Below are 21,167 nucleotides of genomic sequence, written 5' to 3'. Positions count from 1 at the left end.
CTTTTTAGGAAGAACGAAGGGACGGATGCCCAGTGAATAAGCAAGGAAAGTTACGGATCGGAAGCTCGTGGAAAGACGCGAACGAACATATGGAAGTCCGCAATCCCGCGAACGGAGAGCGGATCGGCGATATCGCCCGAGCCACGGAAGCGGATGCGCAAGCAGCGGTCGATGCGGCGCATCAAGCTTTTTCGAAATGGTCGGCTCTACCTGCAAACGAACGCAGCGCGCTGCTGCTCAAGTGGCATGCGTTGATCGCGGAACATCGGGAAGAACTTGCCGAGATCATGACGCTTGAGCAAGGGAAGCCGCTGAAAGAAGCCGCAGGCGAGATCGATTATGCCAACAGCTTTATTCAATGGTATGCCGAAGAAGGCAAGCGGGTGTACGGGGAGACCATTCCTGCTTCCGCGACCGATAAACGCATCTGGGTAACCAAGCAGCCCGTCGGCGTAGCCGCCCTTATCACGCCGTGGAATTTCCCGGCTTCGATGATCACGCGCAAAGCGGCCCCCGCTTTGGCGGCAGGCTGTACGGTCGTGATCAAACCGTCGGAGGAAACGCCTTTTACGGCTTTGCGTCTGGCGGAACTGGCGGAAGAAGCAGGCATTCCGGCCGGAGTCGTAAATATCGTCACGGGCGATCCCGGCGAAATCGGAGGCGTTTGGCAGCGGGACCCGCGCGTGCGCAAATTGTCGTTTACCGGGTCGACCCGGATCGGCAAAGAACTGATGAAAGGCGCCGCCGACACCATGAAAAAGCTATCGCTCGAACTTGGCGGACATGCGCCGTTTATCGTGACCGAACATGCCGACCTGCGCAAAGCCGTAGACGGCATGATCGATTCCAAATTCCGCAACGGCGGGCAGACCTGCGTCTGTACGAATCGGATCTACGTGCACGAGAAGGTAGCGGATCGATTCGTTCAGCTTGCCGCGGACAAAGTAGCGGAGCTTAAAGTCGGCAACGGATTAAATGAAGAAACGGATATCGGCCCATTAATCAATGCCGCGGCCGTGGACAAAGTGCTGGCGCAGATCGAAGACGCCCGTTCCAAAGGAGCTCGCGTGCTTGTCGGAGGCGAACGCGTCACTGGTTTGGGCAATGGACATTTCGTGCAGCCGACGCTGATTGCCGACGTAACAGACGATATGGTCTGCATGAACGAAGAGACTTTCGGTCCGCTCGCTCCGGTAACGACGTTCCGTACGATCGACGAAGCTATTGAACGGGCGAACGGCAGTCCCTACGGTCTGGCCGCTTATGTATTTACCGAACAGATCAACGAAGCCGTACAGATTGCCGAGCGGCTTGAATTCGGAATCATCGGCCTGAACGATCCTCTGCCGTCGACTGCTCAAGCTCCGTTCGGAGGCTTCAAGGAAAGCGGCGTAGGACGCGAAGGCGGGCGTTACGGGATTGAGGAGTATTTGGAAGTGAAGTATATTTCGTTGGGTTTATAAAAGGACAATGAACGTTAGGCTTGTTTGCTTGGCGTTTTCGCGCGTATGATAATGAATATACGGCGACATCGACAGACGCAAGGATCAAGTTAAAGCCGTTTCCCTGCGGAACGGCTTTTTTGCTGTTGCTTCACTTTGTATCTTTAACGAAATCTATCGACTCGGAGGTAACTTGTTATGAAATTTGAAGAATTTACGCTTGGACATGTTTTTAAAACGGCTTCAATCACGTTAAGCAAAGAAAGTATTATGGAATTTGCTTCCGTATACGATCCGCAATACATGCATTTGGATGAAGAGAAAGCCAATGCGGGGAGATTTCGGGGAATCATTGCTTCAGGAATCCAGACGATGGCGGTATCGTTCAAGTTGTGGGTCGAGACGGGAGCGTACGGGGAAGAGGTCGTAGCGGGCACGGCCATGAATGATATTCGTTTTATTAAGCCCGTTTACCCGGATGACGAGCTTCGCGTAGAAGCGGAAGTCATTGGTCTTGAAGAGAAGCGCCGCAGCGGAATCGTTACAGTTCTTTTATCTACGTATAACGGCAAAAACGAAAAGGTCTTCAGCGGAGAACTGTCGGCGTTGATTGATAAATAACTATCAATAAATGGGAATATATTCCTCTAGGCGTAACAAACTTGTCATTCAATTGTATTTTTCGAAGGAGGAGTCGCCGGCTTGCCGCCTCTACAATGGGAAAAGGTAATTCTACATCACCCATCGGCCGCTCGGCGGTCTTTGACAGAGAAAGGTTTGATCTTCCCATGACGACGCCTGAGGCAGCATCCGATCTCCATTTGAAAGCGGCAGCCGGTACGCCGAACGGACGCATTAACGTGCTAGACCAGCTTCGCGGTATCGCTTTGTTCGCTATATTTATGTGCAATCTTTCTCATTTGACCGGTGCTTCGCTTGATGAGGGCGATGTCATCGGCAATTTTCTGTGGAAAGCGATTGACGTATTATTCGGCAACAGTGCCAGACCGCTGTTCTCGTTCATGTTCGGAATCAGCATGATGCTGATCTTCGACGCGGCTGTCCGCAAAGGCCGCAGGCCGTATCCGATGCTGCTGCGCCGAATGCTGATGCTGCTCTTATTCGGATCACTGCATGTATTTGCGGTCTGGAACGGCGACATTCTGTTTATGTACGCGCTGGACGGCTTTATGCTCATGCTGTTCCTATGGATGCCGAAGCCTGTCTTGCTGCTGTCGGGGATTGTGTTGTTCCTGGTTACGGCGTATGAAATTCAAACGGTGATGGGAGAGGGGCTATCTTCCGCGCTTCAGACAGTATCGCCGGCTTCCTGGCTCTATAACGGCGTAGCGCTGATTCCGAATCAAGAAGCCTTTTTTTCCAGCCCGTATTTGTCTACCGGATTCGGCGAGTTGGTATTGGCGGTCGAGCATTTGACCTTCTTCTTGTTCGGTATGTATGCTTACCGCAGCGGGCTGTTCACTCGCCTGCCGAAGCATCCGATCTTGGCGTCTGCGCTGGGCGCGGGACTTCTGTTGCTTGGCTGGACCGGCAAGTATCTGTATAGCAGCGAGTGGAACAATAACTGGATCACGACGTTGCATCCGGTAGCTTGCTTTGCCGTGACGATCGGTGCCGTGCTGCTGATTATCGGATTGGCCGGACGCGAAGGCTCGCGCACTGCGCGATTGCTGGAACCGTTCCGGGCTGTAGGGCGCATGGCGTTTACAAACTATTTGATGCAATCTCTTGTATTTGTTAGCTTGTTCAAGGCACCGGGCGAAGGGATCTTTGCTTCGCTCGGCGTGATCGGAAGCCTGCCTATGGCGGCCGTGGTCCCGATCGGAATCGCCTTTTTCGCTTTGCAGATGATCGCCAGTCATTATTGGCTTCGCCGTTTCCTCTACGGGCCGTTCGAATGGTTGTGGAGAGCCGGGACGAATCTGGAACTTACGCCGTTTAAGAAAAGTCAGAAGGAGAGTGACGGGACTTCATGAATCAGCAGGAATACGGCTTGTATGTACTGGGCCTAATCGGAGAAGAGCCTTACGGCGAAGACGGCGTGACGGAAGAAGAACTGTATGGTTACTTCCAGTCGTTTATGCCGGGGGGACAAGGCGTGGAGAAGGTGTTTGAACCTCTTGAGCATGGAGAAGCGTTGTTGGCTCGTATCCGTCCGATTTACGAGATGCTGGATGCTTCGGATTTCGAAGGAGAAGCGGTGCCGGGGTATTTTAACGGAGGGCGAGGCGAGGCGACCGAGGCGCATATTCGAGCGCTCGGCGGCGAACTGATCGAGGGTTTGCTTCGCCTATTCGCCGTTGGACCGGAGCAATCGCGGAAGGCGTCACGGACGCTTGCGAGTATTTCCGCGATCGACGTTCTTGCACCGGGAGACATCGCTCCGATCTTTGCTAATTTTGTTGCCGAAGATAATCTGGGGAGCATCGTTTACGAAACGCTGACCGATGTCATTTCCGCACATACGGATTTTACGGAACCGATCGAAATATTAAACGAAGCGTATTACTCGATCGGCTGCGATTATTGGCTGTCTTATTATCTGCAATGGCCAAGGTACCGAGGATTGGAGTCGACGAGCGACCCGTTGCGTCCCTACGCGGAGCTGTACAAGCTGGGTTATTCTGTCGTTTTTCAAAAAGGAAAGATGTTGGTCGGACGGCGTTGAGAAACAGGTCAGGTTAGGGCGTGTACGCAAACTCAACGCCATGCATCTTGACCTGCCTTTTCGTCCTCAGCCGCGTCATTTTCCCTTGACGTGCCCCGGCACGCCTTCGGAAAAATTCCTTGCCGAGAACGAAAATTCAGCTCAATCTGCTCCTGGCGGAGTTTGCGTACACGCCCTAAAACAAAAAGCGCATCGAGCAGGATCATTCCTGCGATGCGCTTTTTTGGCCTATGCTGCCAGAGGGGAAGGGTCAGATCGGTTCAGCGTCCCGCTTGGAATCCGTATACACTGCGATCAACACAACGGCAGGCTTGTCGCTATCGTTCCAGACCCGGTGCGGAACGCAGGCATTCCAACTGAACGTATCGCCCTCGTGCAAATCATAGACGTCTTCGCCTTGCTGCGCCGTGACCGATCCGCTGACGATCATATGAATTTCTTCGCCTTCGTGGGCATGGGGAGTATCGCCTGACGAGGCGCCTGGAGCCAGGTCGATCAATGTCATACGCAGATGCGGCGTACGCCCGATATGCGAGATATCAACCTGCTCCGTCCCCCCGGATGTCCGGCGTCGTTCTTCTTTGCGGACGACCTGCATCCGTTCTTCTTTTTTCAATAACAAATAAGCCAAAGGCACGTCCAAAGCTTGGGCAATCTGTTCGAGCGTGGCGATGGACGGCGACGTTTTGTCGTTTTCCACCTGGCTCATGAACCCTTGCGACAGGCCGGTAGCGGCGCAAATCGAAGCGATGGTGATGCCTTTGCGTTTGCGTATGGTACGGATATTGGAACCCAGATCCATCTTCATCGCTCCTTTCGTGTCATTATCCTACCAAGATTTTCGCTCGTTCGCCAGCCAAGAAGCAAAGGCAAGCGCGCTGACCGCGTTCGGTAGTTGGGTATAATAGAAGAAGGACGAAGAGAAAATAAGGAGGTTGGAAAATGGATTTGGGACTCAAAGGAAAATCGGTGTTCGTGGCTGCGGCAAGCAAAGGTCTCGGGCGCGCCTCGGCGCTGGAATTTGCGCGAGAAGGCGCTAACGTCACGATTGCCAGTCGAAGCGAGGAACGATTGTCGGAGGCGAAGCGCGCGATCGGAGAAGCAACGGGCGTCGAAGTTGCGACCGTGGTGATGGACGCGGGAAAAGCGGACGACGTGCAGCGCGCCATTCGCGAAGCCGCGGAGCGTTTTGGCGGTCTGGATGTATTGGTCTGCAATGCCGGAGGCCCCAAAGGAGGGCGTTTCGACGACATGTCGGACAACGACTGGCAAGCCGCTTACGAATTGAACCTGCTCGGTACGATCCGCATGATCCGCGAAGCTTTGCCGCATATGCGAAAAGCAGGCGGCGGTCGAATCGTCAATCTGACGTCAACCTCGATCAAACAGCCTATAGACGGCCTCATCTTGTCGAACGTCTTCCGTGCGGGCGTTCATGCGCTTACGAAGACTCTGGCCACCGAACTCGCGCCTGACGGCATTTTAATCAACACCGTAGCTCCCGGCCGAATCGCCACGGATCGTATTCAGGAACTGGACGAAGCCGACGCGAAAAAAACAGGCCGATCCTTGGACGAAGTCCGTCAAGCTAGCGAACGTTCGATCCCGCTAGGCCGCTTGGGACAACCGGACGAATTCGGCCGCGTCGTAGCGTTCTACGGCTCCTTCGCCAACACCTACTCCACCGGCCAGGCCCTCCTAGTGGACGGCGGCTCTGTGAAAGCCTTATGATCCTCGAATCAAAATTTCCGGGTAAAACGAATTCATGAGATGCTCCTTAATATCGACACCGAGAAGAAAAGGATCACCATAAAGAAAGTGCCGAAGATCAGAAAAGACAAAATGCTGAGGCAGATGCCCGCAATCGCGTATTTTGCACCGCGTGAACTGCGTACCGAGATAATCGACAGAATCAGTCCGATAACCGCGCAGAGACCCGCTAGAGGAAGCAGGAGCAGAGACATTGCGCCAAGCGTCTCGTTTCGGCTATCGATCCCGAACTGCAGCCAGATCGAAGCCGGAACCAGCGCGCCGAATAAGCCGAGAATAAATCCGGACAGAGCCATTCGGTAACGGTAAGGACGCGGTTCGGGACTTCCGTGCGGGTAGGGCGGCGGATAAGCATCATAGGGTCCGGGTCTCGAATCGTAACGAACGTCGGAATGATACGGATCGCGAGGAGCATAAGGATCGGAATTTCGCCGCTCGTCGAATTTTTCATTGAATCGGTCTTCTTTTTCCAAATCAATACGGCTCATGATAAACCTCCTTCAAGTAGGGTAGCCAAATCGCTTTGAGGCTTATTATACAGGAGAAGGAACATTTTTGCAGAAGCAAATCAGTAAGCGCGAGGATACTTCTATCATAAGTATGCCTAATTTTACATAAAAAATTCTTGACAATGACTCGCCGGTCATTTAGGATTTAGTAGGTTTGGTTCAAGCTTCAACAGATGCTTTATTGACGAATAAGATCATGACAAGAAAAAAAGGTTGGTGCGCGCAATGAGTAATCAAGCAAATACGAAATGGGTGGTCGCGGGACTGCTGCTCAGCATCTTGATGGCGGCGATGGACAATACGATCGTCGCGACGGCGATGGGAACCATTGTTGCGGATCTTGGAGGATTGGACCAATTCGTTTGGGTCACGTCCGCGTATATGGTCGCTACGATGGCAGGGATGCCGATCTTCGGCAAATTGTCGGATATGTACGGGCGCAAGCGATTTTTCGTGTTCGGGTTGATTGTATTTTTACTGGGTTCCGCACTTTGCGGGCTTGCCCAGACAATGACGCAGCTTAGCTTGTTCCGCGCGATTCAAGGTATAGGCGGCGGAGCGCTGATGCCGATCGCCTTCACGATCATCTTCGACATGTTCCCGCCTGAAAAACGCGGCAAAATGACCGGGATGCTCGGCGCGGTATTCGGTCTGTCCAGCGTACTGGGACCGCTGCTCGGCGCTTATATCACGGAAGCGATCAGCTGGCACTGGGTCTTCTACGTGAATGTGCCGCTGGGCGTGCTGGCTCTGTTCTTCATCATCGGCTTCTACAAAGAATCGGCTGTGCATCGCAAGCAGCAGATCGACTGGGCGGGCGCGGTTACGCTTGTCGTGTCCATCGTGGCGCTGATGTTCGCGCTGGAGCTGGGCGGCTCGGACGGTTACGCGTGGAATTCGATTGCGATTCTTGGGTTGTTTGCAGCCTTTGCCGTGTTCTTTATCGCCTTCGTGCTCGTCGAGCGCAAAGCGGCTGATCCGATTCTGCCGTTCTGGTTGTTCAAGCGCCGGTTATTTGCGTCGTCGCAGGTATTGGCTTTCCTGTACGGCGCGACGTTCATCATTCTCACGGTTTATATTCCGCTGTTCGTGCAAGCCGTTTACGGCGGTTCGGCGACCAATGCGGGATTGATCCTGACTCCGATGATGCTGGGCTCGGTAGCGGGCAGCGCGCTCGGCGGTATTTTCCAGACTAAAATCCCGTTCCGCCGCCTGATGACCGTATCCGTGATTTCGTTCTTCGCGGGGATGGCATTGCTCGCGTTCATGTCGCCAGACACATCGCGCGTCCTGCTTACGATCTATATGGTTCTGGCCGGTTTCGGCGTCGGATTCTCTTTTTCCATGCTGCCGACGGCTTCGATGCACAATCTGGAGCCTCAGTACCGGGGAACGGCGAACTCCACCAACTCGTTCCTGCGTTCGTTCGGCATGACGCTTGGGATTACGATTTTCGGCGCGATCCAAAGCAGCGTATTGGCAAGCCGTTTGAAGGATGCTTTTGCCGGGCAGGAAGCGGGAGGCTTCGCGGGCGGAGACCTTCGCAGCGTCTTCCAGTCCGACGTGCGCTCGCAGATCCCGCCGGACATTCTGGATAAGATCGTGAACGCCATGTCCGATTCGATTACTTCGATGTTCCTGTTCGCGCTGATCCCGATTGCTTTGGCGGCCGTCGCGATTGCTTTTATGGGCAATGCGAAGGCGGGCGCGGAAGAATCGAACGGAGCGCAGCAGCCAGACGCTTCTCGTTCATAAGCTAAAGCTGAAAAAGGCTGTTCCCGCTGCGTTCGGCGACGGGGACAGCCTTTCTTTGCTCTACAGGGTTAGCTTTCCGAGAAGTTTGCGAGAAACCCAATGAAATTCCGAGTACAGATCGGCAGAGGCGCATACTCGATTATGGAGAAAACGCCGAGCATATGCGCAACCCCGCGCAAATCGTCAAAATAAATACCCGAGTCGTCGATATGCCCGGATACGTAAGGCAGCGTGCTGCCGAAATTAGCATAAAAAGGAAGTTCGGCTTCTGACGGTTCATCCAGGCCGTATTGTTCGGCAAGCCTTTGTTTGGTTGCGGCATCGACTTCGAAAGCGAAGCTTTGCGAAGGGGCTGACACAGAGACCAGCAGGGTAAAAAGCAGCATGCAGGCGGCAAGGGTTAATATTCTTTTTTTCATTCTATGACCTTCCTTTACCGAGCGTGACCGACTCAAGCGCCGCCGCCATATCCGGTTCGGCTTTCTTAATGCTGCGCGCCAGCTTGTCGTGACCTCCGAACAATCGATAGATCACAAGCTCCCGTTCATGATCTTCTAGCGGAAGAAGCTGCGCGGACAACTGACGAGCCAGCTCGGGTGTATCGATCAGCGAGTCCTTAATCGGACGCGCACTCTGACCGCCGCCAAGCACAATCGAAATCAAGATCGGTAACGTACGTTCATTCACCCCTCTTACGGAAGCGAATGAGCCCGCATAATCGTCATGCGCCGATTGGTGCTCGGTATCGACAAGCTGCATGTACCGAACGAGCAGCGAATCGTAATCCTCACTATGCAGACCGAGCCCAAGCACCGCGTAGGTTCCTGGCATCACCGACTTTTCGCCTGCTTCGACATCTCCGTACCAGGCGAACTCTTCCATGACCAAAGCCGCGTATTCGGCGATGACCGGGAACAGTGACGGGTATTGCAGAGCATTGGCGAAGAATCGATGCAGGGGCGACTTGGCGAGCTTTTTAAGCGGCAGCCACTGCTTTTCGGTGCTTTTCAGTTTCAAGGCGTAGGCTTTAGGGAATCCCTGGCGCATCAGATCGCATAGATAAGTCAGAGCTTCCGAATACGCTTGTTCTTCCTCGACACTCAGATTCAATTCGATGGTCTGAAGTACGTCATTCGCTTTTCCTTGAAAATAACTTCCTTTGCGCAAACTTTCCATATTGCCGCTTCCGGTCTTCAAATAACGCGCTGCCGTATCTGAACCCAGATCGGACGCGTAACGAAGATAGGACAGTCGAAGCTGCGGATCGTCGTGACCGACCTGAAGCGCCGTATAGAGGAAAAAGTTCAAGACATCCGAATGGAGTGTCGGCTGTTCGATGCTTGGTTTGACGCGGAAGCGCAGCGGATATTCGTCCGTCTCGTCGAAATAAAGCGGCAAAAATTGCTCTTCGGCCCATCCTTTCAGCGCGTGGGCATACTCGCGCTTCCATTCGGCCAGACGCTCGGGGGTTTCTTTGAGCTTGCGGCTCAGGCTGAGCGACAGCGCTTCGAGCTGTTGCGGATCGGGAGCAAGCCTTCCTTCCGGCAGCAGATCGGGATTCACGAGCAGTCGGGAGAAAAAGAAGTAATCTTTGGCCTTCGGACGCGCAGGAAGCTCGGATAACACTTTTGTTTCAATAAAATGCGCCAACGTTTCTTGCAACTTGGCAAGCTTCGCCTCATCCATTAAAGTAGCGGTCAGCTTGGACGATGAAACAGAGGACTCCCTTTGAAAATCCACAACAAGCTCAAACCGATAGTCGAAAAAGTGCGAGCCCATCTCATCCGACAGACGCAGCTCGTTTACTTTTTTCAACAAGGCGGGCCAAAATTCATCATGCAGCATGTCTTCGGTGATGTCTTCGATGTAGGGGTCAAGCTCAAACTTGTAAGAATTATCGCTCCATGAAAAAGGTTCATACACATCAATCGATAAGCGGTACGGCGTTTTGCCCCATTTCGGCGTCAGACGGCTTATTTTCAAATAATTAAATACGCCGGCCTGAAGAGGGCTCCATTCGTTTACTTCATCCAGACGCTGCCGTTCGCGTGCGTAAATAGGGCGGAGTTGTTCCCAGATGTCTTCTAGCAGTTGATCGGAAAGATTCGACATCGACATTTTCCTCCTTGCGCATTTTCTTAAATCCTTTACAAAGAAAGGAAAATAGGTCATTTGGAATTTTGCACAAAAGCCTCCAACGAGTTACAATCAAGCACAGTGGCAAAGACGTGCAACGGTTCCAGCCATTACAAATTGAGATTATAGCATACAACCAACAGACATAGAGAACGAGAATCGTCAGGGAGACGGGATTATCGCTTCATCGCGGCCGAAGAAGCGAACGGAAGGCGACCGCGCGTCGGGAGTGCGATCACGGTCGTCTACACTTGGGGAGGGACACGAAGTGAAGAAGCAAGCGCAGTTGGAGCGTATCGTCTGGAAGCTGAAGATGGCAACGCGGCGCGACGATGCTCTCAAAGAATTCGGAGCGAATCGGCACGGTTATCAAATGAACGAACCGCTTGAACTTGAGGCGATTGTCCGGTTCGAAGCCAAGACAGGCATTGCGCTACCGAATGAGTTTTCCGAGTTTTTGCAAGTTGTGGGGAATGGGGGAGCAGGTCCGTATTACGGCATAGCGCCGCTTGATTCGGACAGGATCGCGGGAGCATTGAAGCAAGAATGCCTATTGTCTCCGGATATGACTCCAGAAGAATGGGGAACGATGATCGCTTTCCTGGATGATCCCTCGATCAAGCCGGAAGAGCGGAGGCGACTGCAAGAAGAGTTGTATGGCGGTATGCTTGGTATCGGATCGATGGGCTGGACTTTTGAAATGATGCTGGTGCTGAACGGTCCTTGCCGGGGTCGGGTCGTCTACGTGGATCGCAGCTATCAAATTCCCTTTTTTACATATGAAGCAAATTTTCTGGAATGGTATGAGCGTTGGCTGGACGAGATCATCGGCGGTTACGATACGGGCTGGTTTGCGATGGAGCGGGCCGGAGACGACGTCGTGCTGATCGATCTATATTTGACGAGCCTCGAAGAGAAGGTCAAGGTCAGCGCGATCCAAGGCATGCATAAACTCCCCAAATTGAAAGAAGAGACGTTGTCCTTTCTATTCGAACAATGCGTAGACGCGTCTCCGGCCGTGCGAATGGCTGCTCTGGAGATTTTGGCGCAAAAAGAATATGTTCAAGCCCTTCCTTTTCTGGAAAAGGCACTGATAAGTCCGCTTGCGGAAGAGCGATTAAATGCAGCCAGACAGATTGACGCATACGGTGAGCCTGGTGGCGGTCAGCTGACCTTGTTGCTCGAACGATTGCTGACTGACGAAGAGGACCACCGGGTATTGTGTCAGTCTGTGCGCATTCTGGAACAAGGACCGGTGAATCCGTTGGCGACGCTGATTCTGTTCTTCACCCATCCCAATCCGGATATGCGCCGCGAAGCGGTCTTCCATGCGGGGCGCTTGCCGGGACGGGAAGCGTACGCGATGCAATTCGGACGAGCGTTGGATGATGCAGATGAAGTGGTACGCGAGACCGCAGTAGGCGCGCTTGAGGGCTTGCCGCTACCTGGCTTGATGCCTCGATACGGTCGATTGATTACGGAGGCTTCTTGTGGAGTCAAGCTTCGTAAAGCGGCACTCCGGCGCCTAAGTGAGTATGGAGAGCAGGCGCATCTCTTTTTTGAACGTGCCGCCTATGATTCCGATCTTGAAATACGCGAAGAAGCCGAGCGTTTATTGCAGCAGTATCGGGTCAAAGTCAACAAGACGTGACGGATTTGCAACAAAAATGTGAGTGAGCTGTGATTGATCGCGTTCAGAAGGTTGCCTGCTTTGCTCCATCTATTCGATAAGCGCTATAATCATAGAAAGCACCGAATCGAAAAGGACGGGAGAGGGTAAAGATGGAGGCCTGCCTGCTGATTCACGGTTTTACGGGAGGCGTGCATGAGATGGAGCCGCTTGCCGATTTTTTGAAGAAAAAAGGATTTGACGTCAGTACGTTTACGCTCAGCGGTCACGGAGGCAGTCGCAAAGAAATGCAGGACGCGGGCAATCGGGAATGGATCGCCAGCGCCGAAGAGCAACTGAAGCTGCTGCTGTCCAAATACGACCGCGTGCATCTGATCGGATTTTCTACGGGAGCGCTGATTGCGACGCGCCTTGCGGCCTTTTACAAGGAGCGCATCGCGTCGATTACGTTATTGTCCGCGCCGGTATTCCCGCTTCATCCGCCGGCTATTGCCCGAACTTTGATGCAACCGCGTATGGTAGGACGTTATATTCGTAACTTTTTTGCCGTTCCGGCCCGCGCCACGCGCGAGTTTTATCGGATCGTGGACGAATCGCTGGAGTGGTACGAAGAAGCGAAGTCTCCGGCATTGATCGTGCAGGGGGCCAAAGATCATCTGGTAAAGCCTCGTAGTTCCGCATATCTGAACGAACATCTGGGATCGGCGGATAAAAAGGTACTGCTGCTGCCGCAAAGCGGTCATCTGGTCTGCCATTCGCCGAATCAGCTTGAATTATTCGATGCGGTATTGGAGCATGTGCGGGATCATCCGGCGAACGAACAAACTTCGAAATCAGCTTCGGAACGGGTCTCAGAATCTTCGCAACTCGTTACGAGAATATTAAAGTCGCAATTGGAACATGTTTAACTCGATAGCGCCTATCATGTTCTGACAAAACCTTGTCCTTTTCCGGGAGAAGGTTTTTTTATTTCTATTCTTCGTAACTTTTTGTTAATATCATATTGATAATATCAAAAAACTGTGCTATATTTTTGTTAAAGTCGAAATGACAATAACGAAAAAGAAAGCGGGGAACTATCATGTTCGGATTCCGTTTTGCCAAATTCCAGCCTAGCGAGTACGTGATGAAGATTAAGAACGGCAGAGTCGTCAAGGAAGGCGTCGGGCTTGCTTTCCATTATTATGCGCCGACGACGTCGGTCGTGGTCGTGCCGGTCTCGTCGATCGACGTTCCGTTCATGTTCGACGAGATGACGAGCGATTATCAGAAGATCACCGTGCAGGGTCAGCTTATCTACCGGATCGCCGAATATAAGCGGATGACGGAAGTGCTGAACTATACGTACGATTTGAAAAAGAACCGCTACCTGTCGGACGATCCGGCTCTGCTCAGTCAGCGTGTGGTCAACATCGTCAAGGTGCGCATCAAGCGCGGTCTGGCTCGCATGCCGCTCCGAGAAGCGATTCAAGCGAGCGAGACGCTGGCGCAAAGCATGCGGCGGGAGCTGGCGAACGACGAAGAAATGGCCGCGCTCGGCGTGGAGCTGATGGGACTGTCGATTCTCGCCATTTTGCCGAATAAAGACACGATGCGCGCATTGGAAGCCAAAGCGCGCGAAGAAATTTTGCAGGATGCCGACGAAGCCCTGTACCGCCGTCGCAACGCTTCGATTCAGCAGGAACGCCAAGTCAAAGAAAACGAGCTGAACACCGAAATTGCGGTCGAGACGAAAAAACGTCAGATTCGGGAAACGCAGCTCAATGCGGAACAAGCAGTCAAACAGAAGCGTCACGAGATGGAAAAAGAGCAGCTTAGCTTCGACATCGGCATGGAAGAGCGGAGACAAGAACTGATCGGCCTGGAGACGTCGAACCAAAAAACGGCCGCCGACGCCAAAGCGTACGAGCTGACCGCCGTCATGAAGTCGTTGGAGAACGTCAATCCGAACGTGCTGCAAGCAATGGCGAATATGGATATGAAGCCGGACAAACTGATCGCGATCGCGTTCCAGGAAATGGCGGGCAATGCCGAGAAGATCGGCCAGTTGAATATTACGCCGGATCTGCTGCAAGGACTGATGGGCGGACAGGCGGCGAAAGGAGCTGCGCAGCGATGAGTTTTTTCGTAAAAAGAGATCGGGAAGCGGGAGCGCGACGTTCAACGTTCGAAGCGCCCGGCGACAGAAGCGGACATACCCGTGTCCGTCAACCGTCCGGCAGCACGGCGGCGGGCGCTCCGGAGACGGAAGCGAAGATCGTGCTGGTGAAGCGCCGGACCCGGCTGGAGGAGCTGGTCATCCGGTACAACACGATTCAGCAGGCGCAGTTCTATGTCGAACGGCTTGGGGCGGATTTCGGCGACTACATTCGCGAAGATCAGGTCTACCGCGCGGCGCTGCATCAGGCGACGGAATCGCTGAGCGTGGTCGGACGCGTGCAGCAGGTAGACCGCGAGCATGTACCGAATTTTATTTTTGGCGAAAAAGACGTGGTGGTCGTGCTGGGTCAGGACGGTCTGGTCGCCAATACGCTCAAGTATGCGGCGTATCGGCCGTTGATCGGCGTCAATCCGGACCCGCAGCGGTGGGAAGGGGCTCTGCTGCCGTTCACGGTCGGGGAATTGCAGTCGGTGGCGCGCGATATCCTGCGCGACAAACGCCCGGTCAAAGAAGTCCGGCTTGCGCAGGCAGAGTTGAACGACGGACAGGTGCTGTATGCGGTCAACGATCTATTTATCGGGCGGCGGACGCATGTATCGGCCCGTTACGAGTTGCGGATGAACGAGGCCGCCGAGCAGCAGTCGTCGAGCGGAATCATCGTCTCGACCGGAATGGGCTCGACCGGTTGGCTGCGCAGCGTGCTGGCGGGAGCCGCGGGGATCGCTTCGGGAGTCGCCGGGCAGCCTGCGCAGACTCTGGCCCCGGATGCTTCGTTCGGTTGGGATTCGCCGTACCTGTACTTTAGCGTACGCGAACCGTATCCGAGCCGAGCGACCTCCGCCAACCTGGTATTCGGCAAAATCGACGAACGAAGCCCGCTTCGGATCATGTCGCAAATGCCGGAAAGCGGCGTGATTTTCAGCGACGGCGTCGAAGACGATTATCTGGAGTTCGGCTCGGGAGTCGTGGCTTCGATTACGGTAGCGGAGCGGCGAGGACTGCTGGCGGTGTGAACGCAGAGCTTTGAATTTTGGAGTTCAATACTGAATTTTTAAGGCGTGCCTAAAAAGTTTTTCTCGTACAGAGAAAAGCTTTTTTGCTATGGGAGAAAAGCGGGTAAATAAAGAGTAAGAAAATCCTCGCAAAACGGAGCAAGCTGGCGAAAGATAGAATGAGCACGCAGTATCGGTGCATCGATGCCTCTTTTTCTCCGGATACGAAAAGTGCCCAAACTCGACAAAAGAACATATGTTCGATATACTGAGAGGAGACCTTATACATGGAGATGCATAATATGAAGGATGAATTTCTGAAGGACCTCCACGAGTTGGAACGTAACGACGAGGATCGCTCCAAGCTGCTGATGAAAGGAATCAAGAAGACGCTTGCCGAACGCCAGTCCGCGAACCGTTTGGAGCGTTGGTTCCAGCGCAAGCGGAAAAAGAAGGTTGAAGCCTGGCATTCGGAGCCGCAGCCAACCGAACCCAAACCGAACGTCGATCGACAAGAGCCGACCCGGGACAAATACAGGGAAAACTCTTACGAGACAAGAACCGAATAAGCGCGAATCGTGCATAAATACGGAAAGCATCCGCGACTGCCTCAGGTGAGGCGGCAGTGGATGCTTATTTTTTGCTTATAACTCAACTTTTAATGTACCCAGCATTTTGGCAAATTTGGGATCGTGATAAGACATGAACAGCGTTTGATCGGTATCGAGAGCGGCGATTTGCGTAAGTTCGTCCGTGCTCAATTCGAAATCGAAAATGTCGAAATTTTCGATGATACGCTCTTTGTTCACGGATTTGGGAACGGCGACTATGTTTCGTTGAGTCAGCCAGCGCAAAATCACTTGAGCGACGGATTTGCCGTGCCGATTTGAGATAGCGGTTAACGTTTCATTGCCGAACATGTTACCCAGACCTTCCGCGAAGGGCGCCCATGATTGATGCTGCACGCCTTGTTCGGCCATGAATGCGGAGCTTTCGGCTTGCTGGTAGAACGGGTGGGTTTCAACCTGATTAATGGCCGGAACGACTTCATTATGCACGATCAGATCCATCAGGCGGTCGGGAAGGAAGTTGCTGACGCCAATCGCTTTGATCTTTCCTTCGTAATAAAGTTCTTCCATTGCGCGCCAAGCCCCGTAATAATCGCCGAAAGGTTGGTGAATCAGGTACAGGTCCAAATAGTTCAACTGGAGTTTTTCCAAAGACTTCGCGAAGGCGGATTTAGCGCTCTCGTAGCCTGCGTCCTGAATCCAAAGTTTGGTCGTGATGAACAGATTTTCACGCGGTATGCCGCTGCGCTTGATTGCCCGTCCTACCGCTTCTTCGTTCATGTAGCCCGCAGCGGTGTCAATCAAGCGATATCCGGTTTTCAGAGCTTCGTATACGGCATTCTCGCACTGTTCCGCATCCGGGATTTGATAAACGCCGAAGCCGAGAAGGGGCATTTTGACGCCGTTGTTTAATGTTACGCTTTGCATGGGAATTCCTCCTGTTGGGTAAATGTGGGAAAGCAATCGGTTTTGAAAAGGAAAATACGATCTGGGTACGCAGACTTGATGGCTGATTTTGAGGCGGCGTACCTGACGGCGAAGATTTTCGCTTTAGGTCGATTTGCTTTACAATGAGCTTAAATCCTTCGTGTTACACGAAGGCAAGCAATATTTCGAAGTTTTTTAAGGAGGAAGAACCGAGTATGCATACTGTCAAAGAAGCTGCGCAGATTACAGGGCTGACGGAACACGCAATCCGTTTTTATACCGATAAAGGGCTGGTGCCGACTGTACAGCGCAGCGAGCATAATGTGAGGCTGTTCGATGAACAATCCATCAATTGGCTGTTCGGCGTTCGGTGTTTGAAGCAGTCCGGAATGCCGATCGAAGCGATTAAGACGTATGTCGACCTTTGCCTTCAAGGCGATTCGACCGTTCCCGAGCGAAGCGCCATGATGAAAAAGCACGGGGAAGAAGCGCGTCTGCAGCTGGAAGAAGCGAAACGTCATGTGGCTCATTTGGAAGAGAAAATGTTGTTGTATGAAGAGATACTGGCAGGGAAAACACCCGATACGACAAATCCGGCAACTTGGGAGCGAATGCGGTATATGCATGGAGACGTATTTTACGCCTCAACCGTTTTGCAGGAAAAATGACACTACAAAAGAGAGTGCAGTTTCGCGCGAACCAATCGAAGCTGCACGAGATAAGGCGAAAAGGGAGGGAACGGAATGAAATTTGCTAATGTGGAACGCGGCGGCCGGCCGTTGGTTGTTTTGATCAATGAAGGGAAAATCGTGCCGCTCGGCGCGCTCACTCCATGGTTGGAAAAAGGAGCAACATTGCCGACGACCACGGATGAGCTGCTGAAATCGCCGGAACGAATCGCGTCTATTCGCAATGCGTGGGAGCGTCTGGGGCCGGATCGTTCCAAATTCGAATCGAAGCAGCAAACCGAAGTACGCTTTCTGCCTGCCGTATTGCATCCGGGCAAGCTGATCTGCATCGGGTTGAACTACAAAAAGCATGCGGAAGAAACAAATATGCCTCTGCCTAAACAACCTGTCGTGTTCAGTAAATTCTCTGACTCGGTAGCTGCGCACGGAGACATTATTCCTTACCCTTCCGAAACGAAACAGCTTGACTATGAAGCCGAGCTTGCCATCGTGATCGGTCGTACCGCATCCAACGTCAGCGAAGAAGAAGCGCTCGATTACGTCTTCGGCTACTGCTGCGCAAACGATCTGTCCGCACGCGACCTACAGATGCGTTCCGGCCAATGGCTCCTCGGCAAAACAGGCGACGGATTCGCTCCGATCGGCCCGTATATCGCTACCGCCGACGAAATCTCCGACCCTGACGCTTTGCGCATCTCAGCCAGTATCAACGGCAAAACCGTTCAGGATTCCAACACTTCCGACATGATCTTCTCCTGCCGGGAAATCATCGCTTATCTCTCCAAATATTTCACGCTGCGTCCCGGTGACGTAATCCTGACCGGCACGCCGGAAGGCGTCGTGTTCGGCCAGCCGGAAACCGCTCGCGTCTGGCTCAAAACCGGCGACGAAGTGACGATCTCTATCGAGGGCTTAGGCGAGTTGACCAATACGATCGGCGAATAAACCAATCAATCTTAAGGCGTAAAGCAAAGAACGGCTCTTAAACAGAACTGTTCTTTTACGCTTGTCTTCAAGGATTTAACCCGTATTTTTCCAACACCTCTTTTTGGAATTCGCTATGTTTCTCTTGTACGGAATCAGCCATGACAGCAAGCTCCAAATTTCCGTCTTCTTCTATAGCAAAGCGACCGTTGTTCATATTGATTACGCTGTACCGACCGTACGTGTTTTTGCCCAGAAAAATGATGTACGTTTTTCCTTTTTGCAGTTCTACATAATCTTCGACTGTGAGTACGGTCTTGACGCCGTTTTGTTCAATGATCGAAATGGGTTCGATGATTGCAATCACATCTTCTAACTCGACGTCTTCTTCATTTTTGATCACGTGCTCAATCTTGAAGTCGGTCAAGGTCGAAATATCTTGAATATGTCCGTCTGAATAATAGGTATTGTTGGAGGCGCGTTCTATAAAATCCCGAGTCGGCGTACCGATCAAAATAAGGTCGGATGCTTCATCCAACTCATCCACATTGGCATACCCGACGAAAGTAGCCATGGCATTGACCGTCTCCAAGCCTGTTGTTTTAGAAATATTTTCGCCTACCAATATTTCTTCCTCCTGCGCTTCGCCCGTTTCTTGCATCGAAACAGAAGCGACCTTGGACAGATCTTCTTCCTTCTCTGCTATACACCCGACCAACAATAAAAATAAACCCATCCCGCCTAAAGCCAAGAGCCGCTTCATCCTTTTCCGTCTCCCCATCTTCAATCCCCCTCTCATAAAAGCAACGCCTCGATCTACAAATTAGCTCTCTATAGTCTAGGGCGTGTACTCAAACTCAACGATGTGCATCTTGTCCTGCCTTTTCGCCCTCTGCGGCGTCGCACTTTCTTGACGTGCCCCGGCACGCCTTCGAAATTGTTCCTTGCATAGATCAAAAATTCAGGTCAATCTTCTTCCTTCGGAGTTTGCGTACACGCCCTAGTTTGTTGTCTATCAATCAGCATAAAATAGACAGCCAACTCCCATTCTTTATGCATACACAAAAAGGCTCCTTTCAAAGGAGCCTTTCCGCACTTCATCTACACTCATACACAGATGAAGATTTTAAAAGTTTTATTCAGTTCGAAGCGATAGGCGGAGGGAGGAATTCAGTGAAATACAGGATTTCGAAGAAAACCTGCGGTGACATTCAGCGCCATGTTGACGCCTTTGAACCCGGAAAATTCCAATAAAACTTCAATCTAATTTCCGGGTGAGACAGCGTCTTGAGCGAATTTCCCCCGCAGCCGCCCCAGCTTCAACAAGAATCAATTCTTAGAAAACCTTCGTCGTCCAAGACTCACAGTTCCACGTCTCCGTCACGATATCCTTATAAAACTCAGGTTCGTGGGAGATCATGAGGATAGTGCCTTTGTAAGCCTGCAACGCACGCTTCAACTCGTCTTTCGCATCGACGTCCAAGTGGTTCGTAGGCTCGTCGAGTACCAAAATGTTCGTTTCGCGGTTGATCAGTTTGCACAGACGAACCTTAGCCTTTTCGCCGCCGCTCAGTACCGTGATCTTGCTCTCGATATGTTTCGTCGTCAGGCCGCATTTGGCCAATGCCGCGCGCACTTCGAATTGGCTGAGCGAAGGGAACTCGTTCCAGATCTCTTCGATGCAGGTGTTCGAACCGTCGCCTTTCATTTCTTGTTCGAAGTAACCGATTTGCTGATGCTCGCCGCGTTCGACCGTGCCGTCAATCGCTTGGATCTCGCCGAGAATGCTGCGCAGCAGCGTCGTTTTACCGATACCGTTGGCGCCGACGAGCGCGATTTTTTGACCGCGTTCCATTTTCAGGTCAAGCGGGCGGGACAACGGTTCGTTGTAGCCGATGACCAAGTTTTTCGTTTCGAAGATCAGTTTGCCCGCCGTACGGCCCACTTTGAAGTTGAACTGCGGTTTCGGACGTTCCTGAGCCAGTTCGATCACGTCCATTTTGTCCAGCTTTTTCTGACGGGACATCGCCATGTTGCGCGTCGCTACGCTGGCTTTGTTGCGGGCCACGAAGTCTTTCAACTGGGAAATCTCCTGCTGCTGGCGCTTGAAAGCCGATTCCAACTGCTGCTTTTTCATTGCATAGACTTCTTGGAAATAATCATAGTCGCCAACGTAGCGGTTCAGCTCTTGATTTTCCATATGGTAAATGATGTTGACGACGCTGTTCAGGAACGGAATATCGTGCGAGATCAGGATGAACGCGTTCTCGTACTCTTGCAGATAGCGCGTCAGCCAGTTGATATGCACTTCGTCCAGATAGTTGGTAGGCTCGTCGAGGAGCAGGATGTCCGGCTTCTCGAGCAGCAGCTTGGTGAGCAGAACCTTCGTACGCTGTCCGCCGGAAAGGTCGTTGACGTCTTTGTCCAAGCCGACGTCGGTCAAGCCGAGTCCGCGGGCGGTCTCGTCGATTTTGGCGTCGATCAGGTAAAAGTCCTGCGCGGTCAGCGTGTCTTGAATCGTGCCGACCTGCTCCAGCAGTTCTTCCAGCTCCTCCGGAGTCACGTCGCCCATGCGTCCGTACATATCGTTCATTTCCTGCTCCATATCGAGCAAGTATTGGAAAGCCCCTTTGAGCACGTCGCGAATCGTTTGGCCTTTTTCCAGTACGGCATGCTGATCGAGGTAGCCGACGCGAACGCGTTTCGACCATTCGACTTTGCCTTCGTCCGGCTGGAGCTTGCCCGTTACGATATTCATGAACGTGGATTTGCCTTCGCCGTTGGCGCCGATCAGGCCGATATGCTCGCCTTTCAGCAGGCGGAAGGAGACATCTTTAAAAATTGCCCGGTCGCCGAAGCCGTGGCTCAGTCGTTCTACATTTAGTATACTCATTAATGAAAGACACCTTTTTCTGTTAGATTTCGATTAAAACTTTTTCCGTTTCATTATAAAAGGTAACAGCTCACAACTCAA

The 21,167-nt window shown here is 52.5% G+C and carries 20 protein-coding genes; 13 read left to right on the top strand and 7 right to left on the bottom strand.

Translation table 11 applies throughout. The features are described 5' to 3' along the window. The first annotated feature begins 32 nt into the window (after positions 1–32). From SACSAC_RS18080 to SACSAC_RS18065, 4 genes are all read left to right on the top strand, one after another. Positions 33–1,463, top strand: coding sequence for an NAD-dependent succinate-semialdehyde dehydrogenase (locus SACSAC_RS18080; RefSeq protein WP_084778182.1), 1,431 nt, complete (start codon positions 33–35; stop codon positions 1,461–1,463). Positions 1,464–1,640: 177 nt separating this feature from the next. Then, positions 1,641–2,063: a MaoC family dehydratase gene (locus SACSAC_RS18075; protein ID WP_037288994.1), complete on the top strand. Its 423-nt coding sequence runs from the start codon at positions 1,641–1,643 to the stop codon at positions 2,061–2,063. A gap of 167 nt (positions 2,064–2,230) precedes the next feature. Beyond that, positions 2,231–3,439 carry a DUF418 domain-containing protein gene (locus tag SACSAC_RS18070; protein WP_037288991.1) on the top strand — a complete coding sequence of 403 codons (1,209 nt, stop codon included), beginning with the start codon at positions 2,231–2,233 and terminating at the stop codon, positions 3,437–3,439. Continuing rightward, positions 3,436–4,131, top strand: a complete 696-nt coding sequence (locus SACSAC_RS18065) for a hypothetical protein (RefSeq protein WP_037288988.1) — start codon at positions 3,436–3,438, stop codon at positions 4,129–4,131. Before SACSAC_RS18070 ends, SACSAC_RS18065 begins: the two co-directional genes overlap by 4 nt. A 250-nt stretch (positions 4,132–4,381) precedes the next feature. On the opposite strand, the gene SACSAC_RS18060 is transcribed toward SACSAC_RS18065, so the two are convergent. Further along, a complete protein-coding gene (locus SACSAC_RS18060) occupies positions 4,382–4,933 on the bottom strand; it encodes a helix-turn-helix domain-containing protein (RefSeq protein WP_037288985.1) in 552 nt (183 codons plus the stop codon). A 140-nt stretch (positions 4,934–5,073) separates the two neighbouring features. Between SACSAC_RS18060 and SACSAC_RS18055 the strand changes: the two genes are divergently transcribed. After that, on the top strand, positions 5,074–5,862 hold the full coding sequence (locus SACSAC_RS18055) for an SDR family oxidoreductase (protein ID WP_037288982.1): 789 nt from the start codon (positions 5,074–5,076) through the stop codon (positions 5,860–5,862). A gap of 32 nt (positions 5,863–5,894) precedes the next feature. Here SACSAC_RS18055 and SACSAC_RS18050 read toward each other — a convergent pair whose 3' ends face one another. Beyond that, positions 5,895–6,389 carry a hypothetical protein gene (locus SACSAC_RS18050; RefSeq protein WP_037288979.1) on the bottom strand — a complete coding sequence of 165 codons (495 nt, stop codon included), beginning with the start codon at positions 6,387–6,389 and terminating at the stop codon, positions 5,895–5,897. Between the two features lie 246 nt (positions 6,390–6,635). Between SACSAC_RS18050 and SACSAC_RS18045 the strand changes: the two genes are divergently transcribed. Further along, entirely contained in the window at positions 6,636–8,165 is a 1,530-nt protein-coding gene (locus SACSAC_RS18045) for an MDR family MFS transporter (RefSeq protein ID WP_037288976.1), read from the top strand. A 68-nt stretch (positions 8,166–8,233) separates the two neighbouring features. On the opposite strand, the gene SACSAC_RS18040 is transcribed toward SACSAC_RS18045, so the two are convergent. Together SACSAC_RS18040 and SACSAC_RS18035 are read right to left on the bottom strand one after the other, a co-directional pair. After that, positions 8,234–8,584, bottom strand: a complete 351-nt coding sequence (locus SACSAC_RS18040; RefSeq protein ID WP_037288974.1) for a hypothetical protein — start codon at positions 8,582–8,584, stop codon at positions 8,234–8,236. Between the two features lies 1 nt (position 8,585). Continuing rightward, entirely contained in the window at positions 8,586–10,277 is a 1,692-nt protein-coding gene (locus SACSAC_RS18035) for a DUF6138 family protein (RefSeq protein WP_037288972.1), read from the bottom strand. 292 nt (positions 10,278–10,569) lie between these two features. On the opposite strand from SACSAC_RS18035, the gene SACSAC_RS18030 reads away from it, so the two are divergent. From SACSAC_RS18030 to SACSAC_RS18010, 5 genes are all read left to right on the top strand, one after another. Next, positions 10,570–11,952: a HEAT repeat domain-containing protein gene (locus tag SACSAC_RS18030; RefSeq protein ID WP_037288969.1), complete on the top strand. Its 1,383-nt coding sequence runs from the start codon at positions 10,570–10,572 to the stop codon at positions 11,950–11,952. A 131-nt stretch (positions 11,953–12,083) separates the two neighbouring features. Then, on the top strand, positions 12,084–12,839 hold the full coding sequence (locus tag SACSAC_RS18025; RefSeq protein ID WP_037288966.1) for an alpha/beta hydrolase: 756 nt from the start codon (positions 12,084–12,086) through the stop codon (positions 12,837–12,839). Positions 12,840–13,012: 173 nt separating this feature from the next. Then, positions 13,013–14,050: an SPFH domain-containing protein gene (locus tag SACSAC_RS18020; protein ID WP_037288963.1), complete on the top strand. Its 1,038-nt coding sequence runs from the start codon at positions 13,013–13,015 to the stop codon at positions 14,048–14,050. Beyond that, a complete protein-coding gene (locus SACSAC_RS18015) occupies positions 14,047–15,105 on the top strand; it encodes a diacylglycerol kinase catalytic domain-containing protein (protein WP_245608661.1) in 1,059 nt (352 codons plus the stop codon). Before SACSAC_RS18020 ends, SACSAC_RS18015 begins: the two co-directional genes overlap by 4 nt. A 266-nt stretch (positions 15,106–15,371) precedes the next feature. Beyond that, positions 15,372–15,653 (top strand): hypothetical protein, encoded by a 282-nt coding sequence (locus tag SACSAC_RS18010; RefSeq protein ID WP_037288961.1) that lies wholly within the window; start codon positions 15,372–15,374, stop codon positions 15,651–15,653. A gap of 75 nt (positions 15,654–15,728) precedes the next feature. Here the strand turns inward: SACSAC_RS18010 and SACSAC_RS18005 are convergent, their stop codons facing one another. Beyond that, the gene (locus SACSAC_RS18005; RefSeq protein ID WP_037288958.1) at positions 15,729–16,580 is read right to left on the bottom strand and encodes an aldo/keto reductase; all 852 of its coding nucleotides are present in this window, start codon (positions 16,578–16,580) and stop codon (positions 15,729–15,731) included. Between the two features lie 215 nt (positions 16,581–16,795). Between SACSAC_RS18005 and SACSAC_RS18000 the strand changes: the two genes are divergently transcribed. Beyond that, positions 16,796–17,248: a MerR family transcriptional regulator gene (locus tag SACSAC_RS18000; RefSeq protein WP_037288955.1), complete on the top strand. Its 453-nt coding sequence runs from the start codon at positions 16,796–16,798 to the stop codon at positions 17,246–17,248. Positions 17,249–17,323: 75 nt separating this feature from the next. Further along, complete coding sequence (locus SACSAC_RS17995; protein WP_037288951.1) at positions 17,324–18,214, top strand: fumarylacetoacetate hydrolase family protein; 891 nt, start codon at positions 17,324–17,326, stop codon at positions 18,212–18,214. A gap of 67 nt (positions 18,215–18,281) precedes the next feature. Here SACSAC_RS17995 and SACSAC_RS17990 read toward each other — a convergent pair whose 3' ends face one another. Both SACSAC_RS17990 and SACSAC_RS17985 read right to left on the bottom strand, forming a co-directional pair. Then, on the bottom strand, positions 18,282–18,956 hold the full coding sequence (locus SACSAC_RS17990; RefSeq protein ID WP_051507229.1) for a hypothetical protein: 675 nt from the start codon (positions 18,954–18,956) through the stop codon (positions 18,282–18,284). A 573-nt stretch (positions 18,957–19,529) separates the two neighbouring features. Then, a complete protein-coding gene (locus SACSAC_RS17985; protein ID WP_037288948.1) occupies positions 19,530–21,086 on the bottom strand; it encodes an ABC-F family ATP-binding cassette domain-containing protein in 1,557 nt (518 codons plus the stop codon). Between the last annotated feature and the right edge of the window lie 81 nt (positions 21,087–21,167).

The organism is Saccharibacillus sacchari DSM 19268 (assembly GCF_000585395.1).
GTDB classification, from domain to species: Bacteria; Bacillota; Bacilli; order Paenibacillales; family Paenibacillaceae; genus Saccharibacillus; species Saccharibacillus sacchari.
Note: the sequence above shows the minus strand (reverse complement) of the source record. Positions and strands in the feature narration are given on the sequence as shown.

Coding starts and splice junctions, on each gene's coding strand:
- SACSAC_RS18050 (WP_037288979.1), bottom strand. CDS start 6,389: ATGAGCCGTATTGATTTGGAAAAAGAAGACCGATTCAATGAAAAATTC.
- SACSAC_RS18045 (WP_037288976.1), top strand. CDS start 6,636: ATGAGTAATCAAGCAAATACGAAATGGGTGGTCGCGGGACTGCTGCTC.
- SACSAC_RS18060 (WP_037288985.1), bottom strand. CDS start 4,933: ATGGATCTGGGTTCCAATATCCGTACCATACGCAAACGCAAAGGCATC.
- SACSAC_RS18015 (WP_245608661.1), top strand. CDS start 14,047: ATGAGTTTTTTCGTAAAAAGAGATCGGGAAGCGGGAGCGCGACGTTCA.
- SACSAC_RS18020 (WP_037288963.1), top strand. CDS start 13,013: ATGTTCGGATTCCGTTTTGCCAAATTCCAGCCTAGCGAGTACGTGATG.
- SACSAC_RS17990 (WP_051507229.1), bottom strand. CDS start 18,956: ATGAAGCGGCTCTTGGCTTTAGGCGGGATGGGTTTATTTTTATTGTTG.
- SACSAC_RS18005 (WP_037288958.1), bottom strand. CDS start 16,580: ATGCAAAGCGTAACATTAAACAACGGCGTCAAAATGCCCCTTCTCGGC.
- SACSAC_RS17995 (WP_037288951.1), top strand. CDS start 17,324: ATGAAATTTGCTAATGTGGAACGCGGCGGCCGGCCGTTGGTTGTTTTG.
- SACSAC_RS17985 (WP_037288948.1), bottom strand. CDS start 21,086: ATGAGTATACTAAATGTAGAACGACTGAGCCACGGCTTCGGCGACCGG.
- SACSAC_RS18055 (WP_037288982.1), top strand. CDS start 5,074: ATGGATTTGGGACTCAAAGGAAAATCGGTGTTCGTGGCTGCGGCAAGC.
- SACSAC_RS18035 (WP_037288972.1), bottom strand. CDS start 10,277: ATGTCGAATCTTTCCGATCAACTGCTAGAAGACATCTGGGAACAACTC.
- SACSAC_RS18065 (WP_037288988.1), top strand. CDS start 3,436: ATGAATCAGCAGGAATACGGCTTGTATGTACTGGGCCTAATCGGAGAA.
- SACSAC_RS18025 (WP_037288966.1), top strand. CDS start 12,084: ATGGAGGCCTGCCTGCTGATTCACGGTTTTACGGGAGGCGTGCATGAG.
- SACSAC_RS18010 (WP_037288961.1), top strand. CDS start 15,372: ATGGAGATGCATAATATGAAGGATGAATTTCTGAAGGACCTCCACGAG.
- SACSAC_RS18000 (WP_037288955.1), top strand. CDS start 16,796: ATGCATACTGTCAAAGAAGCTGCGCAGATTACAGGGCTGACGGAACAC.
- SACSAC_RS18075 (WP_037288994.1), top strand. CDS start 1,641: ATGAAATTTGAAGAATTTACGCTTGGACATGTTTTTAAAACGGCTTCA.
- SACSAC_RS18070 (WP_037288991.1), top strand. CDS start 2,231: ATGACGACGCCTGAGGCAGCATCCGATCTCCATTTGAAAGCGGCAGCC.
- SACSAC_RS18040 (WP_037288974.1), bottom strand. CDS start 8,584: ATGAAAAAAAGAATATTAACCCTTGCCGCCTGCATGCTGCTTTTTACC.